16 protein-coding genes and 4 pseudogenes are annotated in these 20460 nt (G+C 68.6%); 8 read left to right on the top strand and 12 right to left on the bottom strand.

Translation table 11 applies throughout. The features are described 5' to 3' along the window. Positions 1-90: 90 nt before the first annotated feature. The gene (locus ACFY3C_RS44285) at positions 91-1296 is read right to left on the bottom strand and encodes a hypothetical protein (protein WP_390774969.1); all 1206 of its coding nucleotides are present in this window, start codon (positions 1294-1296) and stop codon (positions 91-93) included. 295 nt (positions 1297-1591) lie between these two features. Between ACFY3C_RS44285 and ACFY3C_RS44280 the strand changes: the two genes are divergently transcribed. The 4 genes from ACFY3C_RS44280 to ACFY3C_RS44265 all read left to right on the top strand — a co-directional run bounded on the left by ACFY3C_RS44280 (position 1592) and on the right by ACFY3C_RS44265 (position 6528). Beyond that, positions 1592-1882: a hypothetical protein gene (locus tag ACFY3C_RS44280; protein WP_390774968.1), complete on the top strand. Its 291-nt coding sequence runs from the start codon at positions 1592-1594 to the stop codon at positions 1880-1882. 1966 nt (positions 1883-3848) lie between these two features. Beyond that, positions 3849-4382, top strand: coding sequence for a MepB family protein (locus ACFY3C_RS44275; RefSeq protein WP_390774967.1), 534 nt, complete (start codon positions 3849-3851; stop codon positions 4380-4382). 220 nt (positions 4383-4602) lie between these two features. Further along, the gene (locus ACFY3C_RS44270) at positions 4603-5733 is read left to right on the top strand and encodes a hypothetical protein (protein ID WP_390774966.1); all 1131 of its coding nucleotides are present in this window, start codon (positions 4603-4605) and stop codon (positions 5731-5733) included. A gap of 291 nt (positions 5734-6024) precedes the next feature. After that, positions 6025-6528: a GNAT family N-acetyltransferase gene (locus tag ACFY3C_RS44265; RefSeq protein WP_390774965.1), complete on the top strand. Its 504-nt coding sequence runs from the start codon at positions 6025-6027 to the stop codon at positions 6526-6528. A 109-nt stretch (positions 6529-6637) separates the two neighbouring features. On the opposite strand, the gene ACFY3C_RS44260 is transcribed toward ACFY3C_RS44265, so the two are convergent. From ACFY3C_RS44260 to ACFY3C_RS44245, 4 genes are all read right to left on the bottom strand, one after another. Continuing rightward, entirely contained in the window at positions 6638-8110 is a 1473-nt protein-coding gene (locus ACFY3C_RS44260; protein ID WP_390774964.1) for an FG-GAP-like repeat-containing protein, read from the bottom strand. 187 nt (positions 8111-8297) lie between these two features. Further along, the gene (locus tag ACFY3C_RS44255) at positions 8298-9458 is read right to left on the bottom strand and encodes an oxygenase MpaB family protein (RefSeq protein WP_390774963.1); all 1161 of its coding nucleotides are present in this window, start codon (positions 9456-9458) and stop codon (positions 8298-8300) included. 106 nt (positions 9459-9564) lie between these two features. Then, positions 9565-10617: a polyprenyl synthetase family protein gene (locus tag ACFY3C_RS44250; protein ID WP_390774962.1), complete on the bottom strand. Its 1053-nt coding sequence runs from the start codon at positions 10615-10617 to the stop codon at positions 9565-9567. Further along, entirely contained in the window at positions 10610-10900 is a 291-nt protein-coding gene (locus tag ACFY3C_RS44245) for a polyprenyl synthetase (protein WP_390774961.1), read from the bottom strand. Before ACFY3C_RS44245 ends, ACFY3C_RS44250 begins: the two co-directional genes overlap by 8 nt. A 269-nt stretch (positions 10901-11169) precedes the next feature. Between ACFY3C_RS44245 and ACFY3C_RS44240 the strand changes: the two genes are divergently transcribed. After that, positions 11170-11691 (top strand): GNAT family N-acetyltransferase, encoded by a 522-nt coding sequence (locus tag ACFY3C_RS44240; RefSeq protein ID WP_386580038.1) that lies wholly within the window; start codon positions 11170-11172, stop codon positions 11689-11691. Positions 11692-11700: 9 nt separating this feature from the next. Here ACFY3C_RS44240 and ACFY3C_RS44235 read toward each other — a convergent pair whose 3' ends face one another. Together ACFY3C_RS44235 and ACFY3C_RS44230 are read right to left on the bottom strand one after the other, a co-directional pair. After that, positions 11701-12459: a class I SAM-dependent methyltransferase gene (locus tag ACFY3C_RS44235; RefSeq protein ID WP_390774960.1), complete on the bottom strand. Its 759-nt coding sequence runs from the start codon at positions 12457-12459 to the stop codon at positions 11701-11703. A gap of 170 nt (positions 12460-12629) precedes the next feature. Then, positions 12630-14861, bottom strand: coding sequence for a hypothetical protein (locus ACFY3C_RS44230; RefSeq protein WP_390774959.1), 2232 nt, complete (start codon positions 14859-14861; stop codon positions 12630-12632). A gap of 258 nt (positions 14862-15119) precedes the next feature. Here ACFY3C_RS44230 and ACFY3C_RS44225 point away from each other — a divergent pair. Then, positions 15120-15365: pseudogene (locus ACFY3C_RS44225) on the top strand (VOC family protein); the annotation flags it as partial. Between the two features lie 58 nt (positions 15366-15423). After that, positions 15424-15696, top strand: a pseudogene (locus tag ACFY3C_RS44220) (transcriptional regulator); the annotation flags it as partial. Positions 15697-15937: 241 nt separating this feature from the next. Here ACFY3C_RS44220 and ACFY3C_RS44215 read toward each other — a convergent pair. After that, positions 15938-16828: a recombinase family protein gene (locus ACFY3C_RS44215; RefSeq protein ID WP_390774958.1), complete on the bottom strand. Its 891-nt coding sequence runs from the start codon at positions 16826-16828 to the stop codon at positions 15938-15940. A gap of 495 nt (positions 16829-17323) precedes the next feature. Between ACFY3C_RS44215 and ACFY3C_RS44210 the strand changes: the two genes are divergently transcribed. Further along, positions 17324-18439 (top strand): right-handed parallel beta-helix repeat-containing protein, encoded by a 1116-nt coding sequence (locus ACFY3C_RS44210; protein WP_390774957.1) that lies wholly within the window; start codon positions 17324-17326, stop codon positions 18437-18439. Between the two features lie 19 nt (positions 18440-18458). Here ACFY3C_RS44210 and ACFY3C_RS44205 read toward each other — a convergent pair whose 3' ends face one another. The 4 genes and pseudogenes from ACFY3C_RS44205 to ACFY3C_RS44190 form a co-directional block, all read right to left on the bottom strand. Continuing rightward, entirely contained in the window at positions 18459-18887 is a 429-nt protein-coding gene (locus tag ACFY3C_RS44205; protein ID WP_390774956.1) for a site-specific integrase, read from the bottom strand. A gap of 154 nt (positions 18888-19041) precedes the next feature. Continuing rightward, on the bottom strand, positions 19042-19449 hold the full coding sequence (locus tag ACFY3C_RS44200) for a resolvase (RefSeq protein ID WP_390774955.1): 408 nt from the start codon (positions 19447-19449) through the stop codon (positions 19042-19044). A 134-nt stretch (positions 19450-19583) separates the two neighbouring features. Beyond that, positions 19584-19970 (bottom strand): annotated as a pseudogene (locus tag ACFY3C_RS44195) (recombinase family protein); the annotation flags it as partial. 402 nt (positions 19971-20372) lie between these two features. After that, positions 20373-20460: pseudogene (locus tag ACFY3C_RS44190) on the bottom strand (IS5/IS1182 family transposase); the annotation flags it as partial.

Genomic DNA, 20460 nt, shown 5'->3' with positions numbered 1-20460 from the left:
ACACATCCTCGCCATCGAGCCCGCCAGCGACGACATGAAACCGAAGCCACGCCGGCGCGGCCAGGCGCCATGTGCCGTGCCATGTGCCCATCATGGGTGTTCAGCGCCTTGTGCCTCTTGAGCGCGTTTCTCCTGCTGGCGGCGTTCACGGCGATCAAGGTAGATGAGAATCGGCATGACGAAGGGCCTGAGGATGCCATAGGCGATGTTCTCGGCTCGAGCCTTCGCGAGCGTTCTTCGTCTGGCCTTCAGGTCTTCACCGAAGGCAGGGTCGTCAGCGATGAGGGCTCTGCGACCGGCGCGTGACTGTCGCTTGATGAGCTGCCGGTTCAGCGCAGCAAGAAGCCGGTCCTTACCACGCTCACGAGCGGCCTTGTGGAATCGCCGTACGGTGCTGTGCGGACCGTGTTCTGCAAGTGCAACCAAGAGGTTCCCGGACCAGTCATAGCGGCGGATCTCATCCGGGAAAGCGATCTCGTTCTGCACGGATCGGAAGAGCTCGAGTGGGTCCCCCAGACGGGCAACCGCGATCATCACCCGTTGTTGGTCAACCCACCGCTGAGATGAGCCAAACTGGTTCCAGACAGCCCTCGCCGTGGTGACCGGCTGGGCTTTGCATAGATGCTCGATTGCTTCTTCTGCCTTCTGATCTTCGTCGTCGTCCCTCCACTGGGCCACCTGGTCGACGAAGCGCTGCGCGATCACGTTCTGGACAGCGGGCTGAGAGGGGCTGTCCTCCCACCGTGCGAGTTCGGCTGCGGTTTCGACTGCTGCCCGCGCCATCATGCCCGCATCGCTCGTCTGCAGACGCAGAAGCGCTTCGGTCCGCGTTACTTGATCTTGGAGTTCGTCGATTCGCCGCTGCGCAGCCTCACGTTGCGCCTGGAGGACTTCGATCTGCTCCTGGGTCCGGCTGGACAGATCCTCCAGTGCCTCCTCTGCCTCTCGACGGAGCCGGCGTTCAGCTTCGAGCTCGCGGTTGAGAACGGCCAGCGCCTCGGCGGTGCGCACGCGTTCCTGCTCGATCCTTTCCGCCGCCTCGGCAATCTCATGTTCGCGAGCTGTGAGCCGTTTACCACTGACACGGGCCGCTTCGTACATGAGCTTGCGCGTCAGCGCCACTTCCTGCGGCTCGACGCCGGTCCCTTCTTCTTCAGCCAGGACCTGGTGAAGACGCGCAGCCAGCGCATGGCGGGGAACCTCCCGCCCGTTGAGGAACTTCGACAGACGTGTCTTGTCCACACGCATGCCGTCGGTGGTCAGTCGTCGTGCCACCTCGTAGGAGGGCAGGTCCATACGGGCCAGAAGCTCCCGCAGACGCTGCGCGCAACGACGTACCTCGATGGGAAGGTCCTCATCAAGTTCAGCGAGCCCGCGCCGCTGTGGAAACCTCTCCCCCGCCACTGTTGCCCCCTCATGTTGCAGACAACGCATCTTGCGTTGACCTGCAGCAATGTGCAGATGCGGCCTGACGCAACCATGCGTGCTGCCGGTGTGATCGGACCATACCCAAACGGCACAAGCCATGGAGCAGGAAATGCCCGGTCGACACCGTCCACACCGCGTTCTCCCCGCCCGGAGGAGCCCCACCTTGCCCCTGGGCATCGATTCCGCGCTGCCCCTTCAGCCTTCCCCCAGCCGCCAGGCCGCCGTACCCCCATGCCCGAGCCGGCCGCACCGGGTTTCCCGGCGTCTGCGCGTCATCGCCGCCCGCATGCGGGCCATCGCCTGGAAGCTGGTGAAGCTGTCCGGCGAGGAGTTCGTCAGGGGTTTCGCCAACAAGGCCGGCGGGACCACCGCGCTCGTCCTGGGCCTGGTTGTCGTCGCCTACATGCTGGGCGTGGACCCGGCCGACACCGTACGCCGCATGCTCGGCACGTAACCGCCCCCGCTGCCTGGAGCCTGCCGCACGCCGGCTCCAGGCAGCGGGGCCACCAAGGCCTTGGAGATCAACTCCTTCCGAAGCCCAAGGCCAGAACGGTGGTTCCTTCGCGTAGCCACGTGTCTGCGATGAGGACTCGGCAGCGACCCCAGCAGCCCACGAAGTCCATCCATGCGGCCGCTGGCGCGCTACGGCAGGTCCTCCAGCCGGGCATACAGACCCGCGCGGCGGTGGCGACGGCCGCGACTCCGTCGTCGCGGGTCCAGGCGAAGTTCTCCGTGGCACCCAAGTCGTCCTGCCCTCGCCGACCATTCCGCCCCTCCCTCACCCTCAACTTCAGTAGGGACATGGACGAAAGCGGCAGCTGGCACCCACGAGGTTTGTTCAGGGCCCCATGCCAGGTCACAGAGATGGCCGGAGCGTGCGACTGTCGCGAGCCATCCCGCCGACGTCCACCGAACGAGGGCTGGAACATCCGGGGCATCCTGCTCCAGCGACTCAAAGGTCATGACGAGCAACTGCGGAAGCGCCTCTTCTGACGTGCCGGCGTCGAGACGGATACGTGCGCCTGCCTGGGTTGTCAGAACCACTGGGAGTGGCCTACCCACATGAGGCGTTCCTCGCTCAAGCTCGCGCCGCAGGATCCGTCTGAGAGCGCTGCGTCGCAGCATCGAGGCGTTCCCCGACCCTGGTGCCAACCGCAGTCGCCACGGCCTGCAAGAACGGGAGGAGTGCTGCGGCTGCGATGAACACCGATACGGCCGGGCGGCCTACGCCTACGGGATCCTCCCGCGGGGGTGTGTCGGACACCGGGCGCCACCTCTCGTGTTCCGCCGAACCGCGCTCCCGTCGGGCCCAGTGTCCGTGCCGTGGCCCAGTACGCGAGAGGCAAGGGCCCTTCGCGGCGAAGGCACAGGCCAATGAATGGGCGCGTCGTGAGATCACAACGCTCTTGAAAGCCGTTGACACCGGGGAGGGCCGGCGCGTGCGAGTCCAGCTTGATCATGTCAGACTCCTCATCGTCCTCGTGCTGGACCAGTTGTTTCGTACATGGGTGGGGATTTGAGAGAGTTCGAACGCTGCGCTGCGGCAGGCGCAGTTGCGGTGATGCTGTTCCTCGCTGGATGCGGAAGCAGCGCGACGCCGACGGGACCGCGGTCACCAGACTCCGTGACGGCATTGCCGTCACGAGCCGCGGAGAAGACCGCCGACGATGTTGTGAGTGACCTTCGCTTCGCCGCGGCAGGAATCGGAGAGGCCCGCGTACGCGCTGTGCGAAGCAAACGCGCGGCCGCCGACGGTATCCCGCCCTGCCAGGTCGCAGGCGTGATTCTGACGCCGAAGGCACCCGGGCAGGCCATGCTTCTCCGCTTCACCAGAAGCCTGCACACGCGAGGATGGAAACTCCAGAGCCCGGTGGACACAGATTTCACCGGGCTCAAGTCCGGTGATTGGCAGATCTTCCTCGGGGCCACACCGATTCCTTCAAACTTGAGGGAGAAGACAGGAGCCAACCGAGGCGGGCTCCCCGTCTCGGCGGGGGGTAGGTGCAAGAGGAGCTCGTAAGCACGGTCCTCAAAGCCTCGGAAGCGATCGGCCTCTGAGCGGTGCCGCCTGCGCCGCTCCGGCTGCCCCGCGCGTCGTTCCTCGGCCTCAGACGGAACCAGAAGACGTGCGAAACGCCGTCCCGCCGAGCCGTCGGAATGCCAGTGGGGACAGGACACGGAGCCGTGTTCACCTGACCAACACGGTCCGGGCTTGAACGGCCAGCGCGGGTAGGCCGCCGGGGTCAGGCAACAGGCAGTTGCCCGAGCGGCCGACCCTCGTCTGCCTTGGCCCCGAGCGGACCGGCCACTTCCGCATCGCTCGCGAAGGGCGGTCCCGCCCACCACACCGCCACCTGCACGAGGTCCTGCCGTTCAGTGCGGCGGGACGCCGTTACGGACGAGGGTGGCAGGATGGCGGCATGGTGACGAATCAGCCGTGGGCCGGGCTTCACGGTGATCTGCAAACGGCAAAGGCGCTGGTGTACGACGCGAGTGGTTTCGCTTGCTCGCTGCCGGTGCCCGAACCGGAAAGCGCCGAGTACGCTGCGTGCGCGTTCACACTCGATGGCCGCTCGATCCGGTTCCGCGTGGCGAAGACCACCCCGACGAAAGTGGGCCAGTTCGTCACCGTGTGGCAGCGGTCCGAGAAAGGGCCGATCCGGCCCTTCGACACCGACGACAATGTGGACCTCTTCGTCGTCAGCAGCCGCCACGAGGACGGCTTCGGACAGTTCGTGTTCCCTGGCGGGGTGCTGTGCGAACACGGCATCGTCTCCCGCGACGGCTCCGGCGGGAAGCGCGGCTTCCGCGTGTACCCGCCGTGGGTAACCACGACCAGCCGGCAGGCCCGCACCACGCAGGCATGGCAGGTGAACTACTTCCTCCACCTCGGCCAGGACGGACCTGCCGACCTGACGCGCGCCCGCGCTCTCTACCACCCACTCCCGCATTAGCAGCATGGGAGGACAGACGTCGTAGAGTGGACGCGCCGCCGCTGATCATCGTCCCGAAAGCCGATCCTCAGGTCCGTCAAGGTTACTGTCGGACACTAAGGGCTGTCCGATGAGTCGTGTGACGGACCGTCGTCCCGATCGTTCCGGACCAAGAACCAACAGGTCAACCGTCGGCGTCGCCGCGGGAGCGCAGGATGTCTTTCACATGGAGAGACACCCCATGGGCCCCACCGTCCAGGCCCTCGCCAACCCGCTGATGGTGACTCTCGCAAGATCTGTCCATGCCGATGCACCGAGCAACTTCGCCGAACTCTCCGACACCGGCCGTTTCCCGGACAGCTCGGCAGTCGAGCGCCACTTGTTCAATGCCTTCCTGCCGACTCTTTACGCCCGCGCCCAACAACGAGACCCGGTCTCGCGCCGCTGGGCTCCTGAGCGTGCCCACCGCTACTTCGCCTATCTGGCGTCTCGCCTGGAAAGCGACGGCACCTACGACTTCGCCTGGTGGCAGTTGTACGCCTGGGTCCCGGCCCTCGCCCGATCCAGCACGCGCTCCCTCATCTGGGGACTCGCCGCACTTGCCATGAGTTTTCCCCTGCTCGTCTCCCTGGCGGTGTGGCAGGAGGGGGCCGCCTCCTTGTTGAGCGCACCGGAAGTACTTCTTTTTGGCTCCCCCCTGATGGTCGCTCCCTGGGTGACGGCCATGGTCTGCATTCAGACTGCTGGTGCCCGAACCATGACCCGTACCGCGAGCAACGCCCGCCGAAGCATTTCCTCACTCTTGATGGTACTCATCAGCGCAGGCCGGCCGACGCCGCCTCAAACGCCGAACCAGGGTGCGTTCACCCTCCCATACTGGCGCCGTCGCCTGCTTCACGCGGCCGTCACCGTTGCCGTCTCCGCTGGTCTCGGCGGAGCGACTCTGCACCTGTACGGCGTCATCGAGCTTTACGGCGTCGCGGACGAATCCACCTGGAAAGCGGCGTGGCCCATGGGGCTGGGGTTCGGTGCGGTCATCGGAGTAGGGCAGGCGGTACTGCAATGGACGCGCGACACCGCGACTGTGCACGACACCACCACCCCCACCTCCTCCATCCGCGCTGACCGACTTGTCGCCGTGCTCAACGGTGTCCTGGGCGCGTTCCTGATCGCCGCGTCCAGTACCGCGCTGGACACATTCGAGGACGGCGGCGTCTCGATCGGGCTGCTGGAAGTCTTCACCTTCGGTCTGCTGTCGTGTGGTGGCATCGGCATGACTCTCGCGTTGGTCGCCTACGCCTGGCCGCACTACACCCTTGCACGATGCGTACTCGCCGCGCGGGGGCGGTTGCCCTGGCAGTTGCAGACGTGACGTTCCTGGCTGACGCCCACCGGCTCGGTCTGCTGCGCCAGGTCGGCCCCGTCTCCCAGTTCCGCCACGCGCGCCTTCAGAATCACCTCGCGGCCGGACAGGCCCGTTTGCCCGGGCCGCGGGCAGTCTCACCACGGTCGGATTCACCCTCGCGGAGCTGAGCCCCAGGTTGGCGTGGGCGGCCGAGGGCCTCACGGTCGCGGTGGCCGGTGGGCCAAGAGCGGGGGCCGGGGAAACGGCTTTGCGCCCCCTGTGATCGGCGTGGATGCTGGCTCGCCGGAGGTACTGAAGATGATCAACATTGTGTTGCGGCTGTCAGCCCGTGACTTGATGCACGCGGACCTGGCGTCGTGCGGGTGGGCAGGATCTGATCACCACCTGGCCGGCGTCGCCAAGCAGTTGGAACGTGCCCGGAACGGTGAGGTCGACTACCTTGCGGTCTGCCCTGCAACCGACATCCCCGTGGCGAAGGGCGGCATCGACTACCAGGTCAAGGAGGGCGTCGGCACTTTGTGGCAGCTGGCGGTCCACCCCGCATTGCAGTCGTGCGGGATCGGCACGTTCCTTGTCGAAGCCGCAGAACTGCGGATCAGGAACCGCGGTCTGCGACAGGCCGAGCTGGCTGTGGAGGAGAACAACCCCCGGGCGCGTGCACTGTACGAACGACTGGGGTATGTCGCGTACGACCGTCAGCCGGACTCGTGGGACGAGCAAGCCCCTGATGGATCGTTGCGCCGCTACGAAACGATGTGCACGTTGATGCGGAAGGAACTCGCGGTCGTCAGGCCCGGCTAGAAGCTGTCGGTGCGGAGCGGCTCCTCCGCACCCAGTCAAAGCGCATGGCTGGGCCACATTGATCCGCATCGGAGCAACTACCGTTGAGGAACCGGCGAAACGACCGGACCTACGGAACAACCAGCCCCGGCCCGTTGTCCCCGCCCAGGTTCCTTCCAAACTGTGCCCCTGCCGCCTGCGCCCCCAGATCCACCGGGTTCTCCGCGAAGGCCTTCGAAACCGTCAGGCCGGAAGCCGTGCCGCGTAGCAGCCACACCGCGCCGCCGTTCGTGACCCGGCCCAGGTCCTCCCCCGGCGCGCCCGCGGCCAGGTCCGCCTTGCCGTCGCCGGTCACGTCCAGCAGCCGTACCGAGCCGCCGAAGAGGTCGCCCTTCTCCACGCTCCCCGGCACACCCGGTGTGTTCTGGTGGAACGCCTGCGCGCCCGTGCCGGTGAGCCCGCCCCTGCCGCCCTTGAGCAGCACCACCGAGCCGGCCTTCGCCACCGAGCCGATCGCCTCGCCCGGGTCGCCTACGGCCAGGTCCGCGTATCCGTCGCCGTTCACGTCGCCCGCGCTCAGCCGCGCCCCGAACTGGTCACCCTTCTCACTCACGCCGGGCACGCCTGCGGTCTCCTGCGTGATCGTCTTCGTACGGGTCGTGCTGGGCCCGGCCGCCGAGCCGTAGTAGATCTTGATAGTGCCCGGGTCGTCCTCCAGATACGTTTCGCCGTTCGGGAAGACCCGGGTGGCGAGGTCGGCGTAGCCGTCCTTGTCGAAGTCGCCTACGGCGGTGGTGTTCGCGGAGGGCAGCCGTTGCGGGACGGTGGACAGGCCCTGTCGTGTGCCGAGCCACAGCTTGCCGCCCTCGGCGTGGTCCTCGTAGACGTAGAAGGTGGCGAGGTCGTCGATGCCGTCGCCGTTGAAGTCGCCTGCCGCGGTGGAGCAGATCGTGTTGTCGGTGCTGAATGCGGTCAGTTGCTGCTCGTGCGCTGGTGACCCGGTCCGGCCGAAGGGGCCGTAGAGCACTGCGCGGAAGTCGAAGTCCTCGGCGTTGCGCATGAACAGGTCCGCGTGTCCGTCGCCGTCGAAGTCGCCGGCGGTGATGTCCTCGCCGACGAACGCGTTCGCGGGTGCGGGGACGCGGACCGCGCCCTTGCCGGAGATGCCCGTTGCGCTGCCCCAGAGGATGATCACGGAACCGCTGATGTTGTTCGCCGGCTGGTGTTCGTTCGTCGCCACTGCCAGGTCGATGAGGCCGTCGCCGTCCAGGTCTCGGGGGATCAGCTCGTAGCCGAAGCCGTGGTTGTCGCCGGAGGCGCCGGGCACGCCCGGGGTGTCCTGGGTGATGATCGTGGTACGGGCCGGGTCGAGGCCGTTCGCCGAGCCGTAACTGATCGCGACGTAGCCCGCCCAGGAGTGGCCGCCCACCGTGGCTGCGGGGGCGGCGACGGCGAGGTCCTGGTAGCCGTCGCCGTTGAAGTCCTCGCGCACGGTGGTGGCGCCCTCCCCGGCGAACGCCGTGCCCCCGGCGAGCGGCACGGTGAACGCCCCGATCAGCGCGGCGGCTGCGGCGGTTGTGACGGCCGGTCTGCGGATGCCCACGGTTCCTCCTTGAAGCGCGAGCGGTGGCGAGGCGCGAGCGCACGCGGGTGAGGTTCGACTGTGAGACACACGGCAACGGCCGATGGTTGTGCGGTGAACTGTGCGTAAACGCCTCGTACGACGGTACTCAGCTCCATCGGGGCCCGGCACCCCACGCGGTGCCGGCCTCACGCGAGCACCGAGATGATCAAGAGACTGTGACGGCCGGTGGGGTCCACCGGTGGGTGCGGGGCGTCGTGCTGGAGATGCCGTAGTCCTTCTTGAGCTGTTCGGGGATGGCGTAGTGCATGACGCGTCCGCGGGTGAGGGAGGACAGCTCGAACACAGTGGTGAGGTGGCCGAGACGGTCCAGGGCCCAGGCGCCGAGCGGGGAGCGGTCCTCGATGGTCTCCAGGACGCCGAGGAGATGGGGTACGGCCTTGACGACGGTGTCCCAGGGTGTGTGCGGTACGCGGAGCCAGTCGGCGCAGGTGTCGCCGACGAGGTGGCGGATCAGGGCGGAGACGATCGGGTCGAAGAACGTGCCGGGTACCACCTCTTCGTAGAGGTCGATGAGTTGCCGGGTCAGGTGGGCGCCCTCCTCGGAGGGGCCCATGTGCCGGATCATGTACCGGTCGAGGAAGTGGCGGGCCTCGTCGAGGGTCTTGGGGACGGCGTCCTGGTCGACGCCGAGCATGGCGCCGACGACGCGCCAGGCGTAGTAGTAGGCCTCCGCACCCTCCTGTGACATGTGGATGCCGAGGCGGTGCAGGCTGTCCAGCACGAGCATGGAGAAGAGCATCTGCCCGCCGATCATGTCCTCCTGGTTGATCGGCGTGCCGAGCAGGCCGGTGTCCCACCGGTTCTCGCGCCTGAGGTGGTGGCGGATGGAGGCGTGCAGGAGGCGGACCTTCTGTGCGGCGGGGATGAAGCGGCTGCCGGCTTCGAAGGCGTCGGGCTGCATCAGGTAGACGGTGAACTGGCCCGTCTCCGCCATCCGCTTGGACGGGTACTTCAGCCCATGGGTGGCGGACAGCAGCTTCGCCACGTGCGGAACGACGTAGCAGGCGGGCATCGAGGCGAAGGACAGGGCAGTGGAGATGTGCACGCTGTTGTCGATGAAGAACAGCCGGGCCGTCTCCATCTCGGCCCAGTCCACCCAGGCCGGCGGGACACGAGTGGCCTCGAGGTAGTCCCGGGCGACGTCGGGCAGCCCGTCCGGGAGCGGAGCGCCTGCCGTGGAGACGTAGCGCATCAGGGTGTTGAAGGTGCCCACCTCGCCGCGTTCGAAGAGCGCGGCGACGGTGGCGTCGGCGAGTTCGTCACCGGCGTTCCGCAGGGCGTCCATGGATGCTTCGGTGTAGGTCATGAGGGGGCTCCTTGTCTTTCGCGGGATCGTCCGCGAGCGGCGGGAGGGGCGGGACGGGCTGGGGCCGGCTCGGGTCGGCGGGGGGTGTACGGCGGCGGTGCGCCGGTCAGGTCAGGCGGTTCGCGGCTGACTGCGCCAGCGAGGTCAGCGCGCCGGCGGCGTGCGCCGGTACGTCCAGCTCGTGCAGAGCGTCCAGGGCCTCCTCGACCCGTGCACTGATCAGGGCCTCGATGCGGTCGGGTGCCTTCAGTCGGCGCATCACCTCGCGGACGGTGTCCAGCGCAGCCGCGTCCAGGTCGGGGCGGCCCAGCAGGGTGCGCAGCCGTGCACGGTCGTTGTCGTCGGCGAGGCGCCAGGTCTCTGCCAGCAGGGCGGTGGGCCGGTGTCCTCGCACGTCGTCGGCGCCGGCCTTGCCGGTGCGTTCCGGGTCTCCGAACAGGCCGAGCAGGTCATCGCGAAGCTGGAATGCCTCGCCCAGCGGCAGCCCGTACGCGGAGTAGCCCTCGCGCAGCCGCTCACCGGCCCCGGCCAGGGCGCCACCGATCAGCAGGGGTTGCTCGACGGTGTACTTGGCGGTCTTGTACCGAATCACCTTCAGGGACGCCTTGGTGTCCGGGCCGGCTCCGGTGCACAGGATTTCGAGGCACTCCCCCGCGATCAGTTCCCGGGCCATCACCACCCACAACGGGCGGGCCCGGGCGAGGTAGGCAGCCGGCAGACCGCTGGTGGCGAACAACTGCCCGGCCAGCGCCGTCAGCAGGTCTCCCACCAGCATCGCCAGCGATCGCGCGGCGGCATCGGCGTGCGGACGGTGCCGTACGGCACCGCGCAGGGCGACGTGTGCGGTGGGGCGCCCGTGCCGCAGCGGGCTGTCGTCGATCAGGTCGTCGTGCACGACCGCTGCGGCATGCACCAACTCCATGGACGCCGCCGCCCGCACCAGCGCGTCGCTGTCCGGCTGCCCCACCGCACGCCAGCCCCAGTAGCAGAACGCTGCCCGCAGCCGTTTGCCGTCGGCGACCGCAGCTTCGAGTTGATCCGCCACCGGGCCCAGCAGCGGATCGACGGCTGCGAACTGGTCGGCCTCCTGGGCGACGAACCGATGCAGCACCTCGTCGACGCGGGTCTTGAACACCGCCGGCTCCCACCGGTCAGACATCGTCCGCCGCTCGTCGAGCCAGGGCGTGCCGGGCGAGGATCTCCAGGTGGGCCGGGGGTACAGCCGCGTACCGGTCCAGCGCCAGACGCCCGCGTGCCATGAGGTCCTGCTCCGCCTGCGCCGCCAACTCCGCGGCGTCCGAGCGGCGCAGCAGGCCCCGCACCGTTCCCATGGCCAAATCCAGCGTGCTCACGGCCAGATCGGCGAGCCCGGCCGCCAACAGCACCGCATGCTCGTCCAGGCCCCTGCGCCGTCCCGATTCTGATTCTGATTCTCGTGTCATGCTCTTCCCCCCACCCACAGCACGTACGGACGGCGCCGGTCACGCGCCGCCTCTGCGAGCATCGCGCCGGACCGGGTGCGGGAGCGGAAGAACTCACGATCGAGTGATCACATCGAGTGATCGTACGGATCACCGCTGCTGCAGGCCCCAGAGTCGCTGCCACGGGTGAGTGTTGAGGCAGGGGACGACGATGGTCTCCATGCGGCCGAGAACGTGGATGCCGGGACGTGACAGCGGCCGTCGTCGGACGGACGTGCGAAGATCCCTGGGTGAATGATCTACGTGTTCGCTCTGCCTCCGAAGCCGACTTGGCTGCCCTCGTCCGCCTCCGTGACGAGGCGGCACGCTGGATGCTCGCCCGCGACATCACCGGGCAGTGGCTGCCGGGAGAGTTGGACGAGGATCACTTCCGCCAGGTCATGGCACACGGCGAGGTCTGGCTCGCGGAGGTCGGCGGGCGCATCGCCGGCGCCTGGGAGCTGTGGTGGGAGGACGAAGACGCCTGGGGCCCACAGCCGCCCGTGGCCGGATACGTGCACCGCCTCATGGTGGACAGGGGTGTCGCCGCACCCGGCACGGGCAGGCTGCTGCTGACCGCCGCGGAACAGCGAGTGGCTGCGGTGGGACGGACATGTGTGCGCCTGGACTGCTTGGCCGGTAATGCACAGCTCAACGCCTATTACCGGCACGCCGGTTACCGCCCCGTGGGCCGCAAGGAGGGCAAGCCGCAGCCGAGCGGGACGCCCAAGTCCTTCACGCTACTGGAGAAGGAGCTGCGGAAGGCTGGGTAGGGCGCCGCGTCAGCGCAGTTCGAGCGTGAGCAGCGGCTCAGCGAACACGGGCGCTGGGGCGTCGGGATCTGCGGCGACAGCCTGCTCCAGTCGGTGGAAGCCGGCCTCCAGCTCGTCGGGACTGAGTTGCGCGAAGAACGAGAGGGTGCGCAGGCGCAGTCGTTCGAGCATGGCGCCGCGGGTGCCCGAGGACGGCTCGGTGACCGTGCCGAAGCTGACAACGCGCCAGCCGACCGAGGTGAACGTCGCGATGACTTCGTGCAGTGGCTGATATATCGAGGCGTCCGCCTCGTAACCGCGGGGGAAGTACTCCAGCCACCACGGCCGCGGATGGTGGTCACTGAAATTCGTGCGCAGGAGCAGCCGTCCTCCCGTCCTGAGCACCCTGGCCAGCTCCCGGGCCGCCCGGGGCTTGTCCTGGACGTGGTGCCAGGACCAGGCCATGAGAGCGTAGTCGGCGCTGTCGGAGGGCACGGGTATCTCCTCGGCGGTGCCTGGGAGATACCGCACACCGGGATGCTGGGACTGCGTGTGCGCAACCTCGCGCATGCGCACCGACGGCTCGACGCCGATGACCGGTCCGAACGCTCGTGCCAGCGCGGGGGTGAACCTGCCGGTGCCCGAGCCGACGTCCAGCCCTGCCAGCGGACGGGGTTCGGGCAGCGCCGCTTCAAAGGCGCTCATCCATACGTGCAGTTGCTGCTGGGTGAGCGCGCGGCCGCGCGCATAGTCCTGATGCTGCTCCGAGTCGTAGTCGATCGATCTCATCGCTTCTCCCCGTGTCGGCGGGGGCGACCACAAGTGTCGTCCCGATATATCGAGTTGGGACATCGGGACGATATTCGCCGTCGCGTCATCCCACAAGGACGCCTGTCCGACTGTGGCCTCACCGCAGGGGCGCTGCATCAGGATGCTGTCGAGGCCGGGGCGCGCGCCGTTCAGTGCGTCAGGTCCGCCAACACGCGCCGGGCGACGGCACAGAACTCCGAGTCGTTGTGAATGATCTCGGTCTGGATGCCCGAGCCCACGATTCGGCGTGCCCCGTTGGCAAGTGTCTGCAGGCGGTTGAGTTGAGTGGGGGTGAATGCCGCGGGGCCGAGGGAGGCGAGGGCCTCCAGGGCGGTGAGTGCGGAGTTCAGGTACGCGCCCGGAGCGACCGACTCGAGGATGCGGTCGGCAAGGTCGGTGAGCGCGATGCCCGCGGGGCGGTCACTGCCCGGGTGCGCGGCCACCAGTGCGTGGGCGGCGGTCGCGGTCATGTCCGATCGGTCGAGCATCGGCAGCAGGTGTGAGGTGGCCGGCCGCGCGGCGGGCCCGAGGAGGGTGGCGACCTCGGCCGCGCGGTTCGCGGTTTGGTGGCCCCAGGGATCGGTGGCCCAGGTCAGGCCCTCCAGGACCATGGGCAGCACAAGCGCCTGATCGCCGGTCAGCTCCCATACTGCAGCGGCCGCCGCCAACCCGGCTCGGGCGGCGGGGATGGTCGTTCGGGTCTCCGCCGGTTCGGACAGCAGCGCCATGAGCTGGGGAAGGAGCGCGCGGGCCTGCTCGCCGAGTGAGGCGGCGGCTTGGACGCACTGGTCGCGCGTACCGCTCTGCTCGGCGAGCGCCGGCCCCAAGACGGCGATCAAGGGGTCGGCGTCGTTCGTCAGGGTGTGGAGCGCGGTCGCGGCCGCCTGGCGGTTCGACCTGGGGCCGGCCCCGGCGCAGGCGCGCAGGGCGGTGACCGCGTCGGGGTCGAGTTGTGCGTCGGCGACGGCGGCGAGCGCACGGCTGACCGGTACGGCGTGATGCGGCAGGGCGGCCGTCAACTCGGGTATCGCGGCCCGAGCCGAACGCCCCCAACCGGCCAGGAGACCAGCGAGATACACCGGTTCGTTGGCGGTCGCGAGGCCGCCGACCATCAGTGACTGACGCTTGCGAGGTGTCACGGCGTCGGCTGTCGCCGCGGCCAGCCGTGCGCGGACCGTGTCGAGCAGCGCCGGAGTGCACGGCAGCGGAGCCGGGGGACGTTGCAGGGTGAGCTGGAAGGCGGCTTTCAGAGCGTGTGGCCGGTCCGCCAGCCGTTGCGCGAGGAGATCCGCCGCCTCGGGCGCGCCCAGTGCCACCAGGGCTGCCAAGGCGCGGTCAGCCAACTCGTCCGTCCCCTCGGCGAGACGGGCCAGTGCAGGGACCGCCTTGGGGGCGGGCTCGCCCCAATCGCGCACCGCGGTGATGACGGCGCCGGCGGTGGCCGGTGTGTTCAGAAGCGGCAGCATCGCCGGCAACAGCCGCGCCGGGGCTGTCCGGGAGCGCAGGGCGAGCGACTCGGCCGCCCAGGTCGCCTCCGCCACCGCCACCGCCGTCCGGGCATCCGCGCCATCGCGCAGAGCCTCCACCGCGCGATCCAGCGCCGAGACGACGACCTCGATCGCCGCATCCGCATCGCCGCGCTCGTACAGGTCAACGGCGAGGGCCTGCAGCGGCTCCCGTTGCCACTGGCCGCCTGCCGTGTGCGGCCCCAGCGGCGACAGCGCCGCCACGACAGCGGCCAGCTCCCCATCCCACGGGCGACCGGTCTCCACACAGGCCAGAAGCGCTGCCACACGCACCGGCGGGGGCTCTGTCGCGCGCAGGCCGGCCGTACGCAGTGCCTCGGACGCGTCCCGGTCGACCAGCACGCACGCGGTGAGCACGTCCGCTCGCACCACCGGATCGGCCTCCACGTCCCAGCGGTGCCGCAACGCCGTCCAGCCGGCCGGCCTCGCCGCCGACCCGCACTGGGCCACCGCCCAGGCCGTGCACTGCCGTACCTCGGCGTCGGAGTCCGACAGCAAGGGCAGCATCAGCGGCAGTTGCGCGACGACAGCCGCACGCGCCGCACCCGGCCGGTCCAGGCCGTGTTCGTCCGCACTCTCAGCGATGGCGCCCAGCATGCCGAGCAGGTTCGCACGGCGCACCCCCGCCGCCGCGAAGCGGGCCAGAAAGGGGACGGCCGCCACCGTGGCCTCGTACACCGTGCCCTGGTGCACGATGCTGCCCCACAGTTCCTGCTCGGCCTCTGCCGCAGCTTCCTCGTCCGCGCCTGTCACTGCGCGCAGCAAACCGGGCACATCATCGGCGGGACCGTAGGCGTGGCCGAGTTCCGGCCAGGCAACCCGGTCGAGGTCTGCAAACACGGTGGCAAGATCCATGCGGTGGATCCTGTCATGCGGGTCCGACAGCACGACGCGGGCGCCCCACTCCCCGACCGAGCTGGTGCACGCTGTCGTAGAACCTCGCCGCCCATGGGCCACATCAGCGATTGACCTCAACCAAACTTGAGCTTTTAGGTTCCTTCCAGAGCCGCAGGAACCGACCAGCGGTGTCTTTCAAGGAGGTTCGCCGTGACCGAGTACGCAGCCCATGTCGAGATCCCCGACCGCTACCGCTATGCCGTGATCCCGCACATCATGGTCGATGACGCCGCCGCGGCGATCGATTTCTACCAGCGGGCGTTCGGCGCCCGTGAGGAGTTCAGGATCGATGCTCCGGGCGGCGGGATTCTGCACGCCGAGATCACCATCGGACGGTCGATCCTGATGGTGGGCGACGCCGGCGTGGGCGAAGCGGAGGCTGCTTCCTTCGCCGCGCCGACCTCGCTCGGCGGAGGTACGTCCGTCACGCTGCATGTCTTCGTGCCGGACGTCGACAGCTTGGCGGAGCGCGCAGAAGCCGTCGGCGCTGAGATCGTCCAGCCGCCGACGGACATGTTCCACGAAGTTCGTCTCCACGATGGGGGAGTCGAACTACAACCGGGAGCTGTACCGCACCGACTGGATGCACCTGATCCGCTCCCAGGCATTCGTGAACCTGTGGTGGAAGGCGCACCGGGTCTACGACGAGGGCCTGATGGTCGTCCGCGCGATGGGCACCGACGAACTGCAGGTGATCGGAGACTGGCGCGCGGTGTTCCCCGAGGGACGCGGCGTCACCGAGGTGAAGGTCAAGGACGTCTACACCGTCGGTTCCCCCGCGACGACGGACTAGGGGCTTTCGTTCGGATCACAGAAGCGGGTTGAAACGGCCGTCAGCCAGCCACAATCAGGGCGATCCCGTACGCGGCGACCGCCAGGCACACGCAGAAGCACAACACCGCCACCGCGGTGCCGATCGGCCGGTTGGCACGGCGCGTCCGTTCCCCGCCGGTGCCGCCGGGCCAGGCGGCGATGCCGAGAGGGGGTCCCAGTAGCTCTCGCCGAAAAAACAACGCTAAGGAATGATTCGCAGGTCAGCACGCGGGTTCCATCGCGGCCTTCTGCTCGTCGTGCTCGCGCAGCATCCGCATCACAGTCGCCGGAGCGGGGTGCTGGCCGCGCTTCTTTCCGGTGCGGATGACGAGGCGGGAGGCGATCTCGCGCAGCGACAGGTGTTCCTCATCGCGCAGCCGGAGCGCGGTGGCGAGCATGTCCTCGTCGGAGACCTTCGTACCGCCGATGGCCTTGCCCTTCGACCGGGCGGCCTCCTGGCCTTCGAGGGTCTTGTCGCGGATGTAGTCGCGTTCGGACTCCGCCATGGCGGCGAAGAACGCGAACAGGGCGGCCCCGTGGCCGGCGGGGTCATGCTTGCCCGCCAGCGGGCCGGTGAGGAATTCCAGCTCGATCTCGGCGTCGCGCAGCTCCTCGGCGACCTTGAGCAGCTCCAGGGCGCCGCGCCCCAGCCGCTTCATCTCGTGCACCACGAGCGTGACCTTCACCCCCAGTGAGCGGTACTCGCGGGCGGCGGTGAGGGCCGCCTTCATCTCCGGGCGCTCGCGCACGCGCGTGCTGATCTGCTCCTGGAACAGCCGGTGCACCTGGGAGGCTTCGAGGGCGTCGACCTGTGACTGGATCTCCTGGGTGCGGGTGGAGACACGCGCGTACCCGAGACGGATCTCCATCGGGGCGGCGGGCGCCGCGAGTTTCTGCACCGGCAGAGCCTGCCAGGTGGAGCTGGGATGCCGGACGGCCGGGGTGGCGACGTGGAGTTCGGAGCGGAGCGCTGGGACGAGTTGGAAGCGGGCGGTGTGGTACTTGAGCGCGACCTTGCCCGAGGTGGTCCGGCACGGGGAGCCGGCCGGGGCGGTGCAGGTGGACATCGGGCACGGGTGGGCTTCGACGAGCTTGTGCGGGTCGGTGATCACGCCAGGATCGTTTCACGAGTACGTTTCACTGATCAAGAGGAAGGAAACGACTGGTGAAACACGGAGGCCTGCGGGAACGCCCACAACGCGCGGTGTTGCAACAGGGACCGCCTATGAAACGCCGCCGCCCGCGCGGGCTCCTTGTCGAGCTTGACGTTCAGTGACCCAGGCCGCGCCTCACGACCGCGTACGGGTGACGGCATGCTGACCCTGTGGGCGCCGAGACCTTGGGCCGTTTCTTACAGATCATCGTGCGGACCGGATGGGGATAGCCGAACGCGAGGCCTCGCCGCAGGCGCCGCGTCAGGTGCACTGCAATTTCGGGGGCCGGTTCCCTTGATGGGCCGGCAGGGGGAAACCGAATCCGTGTCGGACGTCCGAGAGCGCCTTGTGCTCACAGCCGTCAATAGGTTTGCAGCGCGGCCGGGCCTCCGGCAAGCGGGTCCTGGGGCCCCCGGATCCACGGTGTGAGTACCGGACTAGAACGGAATAGGAATGGCAATCCCACTGATCAGGACGGCCGCCCGCCTGGGCCTCTGCGTCGTCACGGCAATCGCCGTCTGTCCGCTGGTGCCGACGTCGGCGGCGGCCGACGGGTCACACGACCTCGTGGTCCCCAAGGACTATCCGACCATCCAGGCAGCGGTCGACGCCGCCCACCCTGGTGACCGGATCGCCGTCCGGCCGGGTGTCTACCGCGAGCAAGTGGTGATCGGCAAGGATGTGTCGATCACCGGCTCGGGCGACCGCAAGACGACGATTCAGGCTCCGCAGACGCTGACCCCCGGCGACGACGACGCCAACTCGATCGTCGAGATCCACAACGGCGCGTCCGTCTCTCTGTCCCGGCTCTCCGTCAGCGGACCGGGCTCCGGCACATGCGACAACGGCGCGCTCAACGCCGGCATTCATGTGCTCGGGGGTGCTCGTCTCGACCTCGAACACGCCGCCGTCACCCACATCACCGACACCCCCGCCGCGCCCTGCTTCCGCAGTGCGACCGCCGTCCTCATCGGGAACTTTCCGACCAGCACGGGCGCGGCAACCATCCGCGACACCAAGATCACGGACTACCAGGGCGCGGGCGTGGTCGTCATCAACGAAGGGTCCACAGCCACCGTTGAGAACAGCACCGTCACCGGGCACCCGACGGTGTCGACCGACGGCATCGAGTTCGTGCTCGGCGCGGTCGGCCGCGTCACCGGGAACACCATCAGCGACAACGAGTGCCGGGAGCCCGACCCGGACTGCGGCCCCGACTTCTTCAACGAGTTCCAACACGCGGGCATCGTCGCCGACGCGCCGGGCACCGTCCTGCAGCACAACCGGATCGTGGGCAACCAGGTCGGGATCTACGTGGCCGGCGTGGGGATCGACATCGCCCACAACGACATCCAACGGACCTCGTACGTCGGAATCGCCCTCCAGGACGGTTCGTTCACGGTCCGCAAGGACCGGATCAAGGGCGGGGTGCACGGCGTCGCGGTCATCGCATCCGAGGTCGACACGAGCGCGGTGCTCGAAGGCGTAAAAATCACGCGGACGTCGGGCGCGCCGGTCCAGACCTTCGAGTGCTGCGGGTTCACCGCCACGGCGACCGTGAAGCCGTAATCGGCCGGACGCCGAGGCGTCAGCCCTTCCGTCGGGCGGCGGGGTCGCGTTCGGCGACGTGCCGTGCGACCGCGTCGACGCCGGAGCGGGCGTACCGCTCCAGGGAGCGGACGGAAGCGTGCCGGGAACGGGCCAGCAGCATCGGGGGGGATGTGCCGTCCTCGGCGTCGTGTGTCAGGGCACTGTGGCGAAGCCGGTGGAGTGTCCAGCCGTCCAGGTCCTCGATGTCCTCGGGCGAGGCGAGGGGGTTGGCCAGCAGTCGGGTGCTCCCCTCGAAGATCTCTTCGGCCCGGCGGTAGGAGAGCCGGGCCCGGCCGGTCCCCGGGCACACGTCGAGCGTGGGTGTTCCGGCCGGGGCCTTGCGGTCGGCGAGGAACAGCGGGCCGCGGGTACGGCGGTGATGAGTCTGGGCAGCAGCTGGGCGGTGTCGGACTGCCAGTGAATCCACTCGGTCGCCCCGCCCTTCGATGTGACCTCGCCGCGCGCGCCGACGTCCCAGCCCTGTTTGCCCCGGCCGGAGCGTCGGCTGACGAACTCGGGGGTCCGGTAGGAACGGACCAGGGAACCGGTGTTGCTGTCAGAAGTTTTGACAGCGTGTGATCTCAGTTGTCGGTCCCAAGCGCGTTGACGCGGTTCCCGTACTCGCGGCGGGCCTTGCGCTGGGCCGGGACCGCCTCGGTGCCGTCGAGGGGTTGGCAGTGGTCGAGGAGTTGGCGGTGGATCGCGGGCACGGCGGTGACGCGCAGGGTGTAGCCCTGGCCGCGCCGTACGGGCACGCCCTGGTCGAGCGTGGCGTGCTCGGCGGGCTCCAGCTCGGCGGCGCGGAGGAAGTCGGCGACCTTGCCCGGCATGTCGAGGACGACCGGCAGTTCCGGGGCCGGGGCGCCCGGGTCGGCGGCCGTGTACTCGGGCAGGAGGTCCGCGACAGCGGTACGGATGGCGCCGCGGCTGACGTCGTGGTCACGGGCGAGGGCCGCGATGGACCGGCCTTCTTGGTACGCGGTGCGCACGTCGTCGGTCTTGTCGGCCGGGATAGCGGGTCGGCGCCCGCCCTTGTTGCCCTTGGCCTCGGCGGCCCGCAGCCCGCAGCCCGCAGCCCGTCGTACGTCAGCTCCCGTTGTAGGTCGCGCTGGAGTTCGCCGGCGGCTGCGAGGGTCTGCACGATGAACTTCACGGTGGACAGCAGCTCTCCGGTGCGCGAATGGCGGGCGGTGAGGTCCATCGCGGAGAACGCGCCGTCGTGGATACGCAGGGCGAGCCGGTCGCGGTGCAGGACTTCGAGGATGTCGAGGATGTGCTGGTTGCCGCGTACGAGGCGGAACATCTCAGAGATGTGCACGGTGTCGCCCGGTCGCGCGTACTTCAGCAGCTCGCCGAACTTCGGGCGCTGAAGCGGGTGGAGGCGGCTGGAGGTGCCGGCCTCCTCCTCGGACACCTGAGGGTCTTCGATCCCGGCTTCGGCGAGGACGAGGTCCTGCCGGGCGGTCGACTGCTGGTCGGTGGAGACCCGCTTGTAGACGAGATTGGCCACGCTCTTCCTCGCTTCTGTCGCCGCATCGGACCCGATCTGTCATTTAACCCTGTCGTCAGCCGCCATCGGATCTCATTGGATCTGCGCCGTCGTCAGGCCCGGGAAAATCGGGGTCCATTGGACGTGCGGGCGCCCTGTCGTAATTCGATCGTTTGAAGACAGGATCTTTGACGCGTACCTGGGTCACACCTCCGTAACCCCGCTCAGAGACACGAGCCACGGCTCTACTCTGAGGCTCCCCAGTCGACACAGTGAAGCAGGGAGGTTCGTTGTCCACCGTGCCGCCGTCCCCGAGCAACAGCCCTCCGCCGCTGCCTGATCCAGCAACAGGGCCCTCCCAGCCTCCGACACGGCCGTCGCCGCTGCGCCGGCCGTGGAATTGGTTCCGGGGACTAACAACGGCTAACACAATGAGCCGAGTTGTCGGTGGGTGATGAGGCAGCAGGCGAGTTTGAGGAACGCCTCATGGATGTCGGCTCGGCGTTCCCAG

Origin of the sequence: Streptomyces sp. NPDC001410, assembly GCF_042895235.1 — a bacterium.
Taxonomy (GTDB): Bacteria; Actinomycetota; Actinomycetes; order Streptomycetales; family Streptomycetaceae; genus Streptomyces.
The sequence above is the reverse complement of the archived record's forward strand: the minus strand, read 5'-3'. Positions and strand labels throughout refer to the sequence as shown.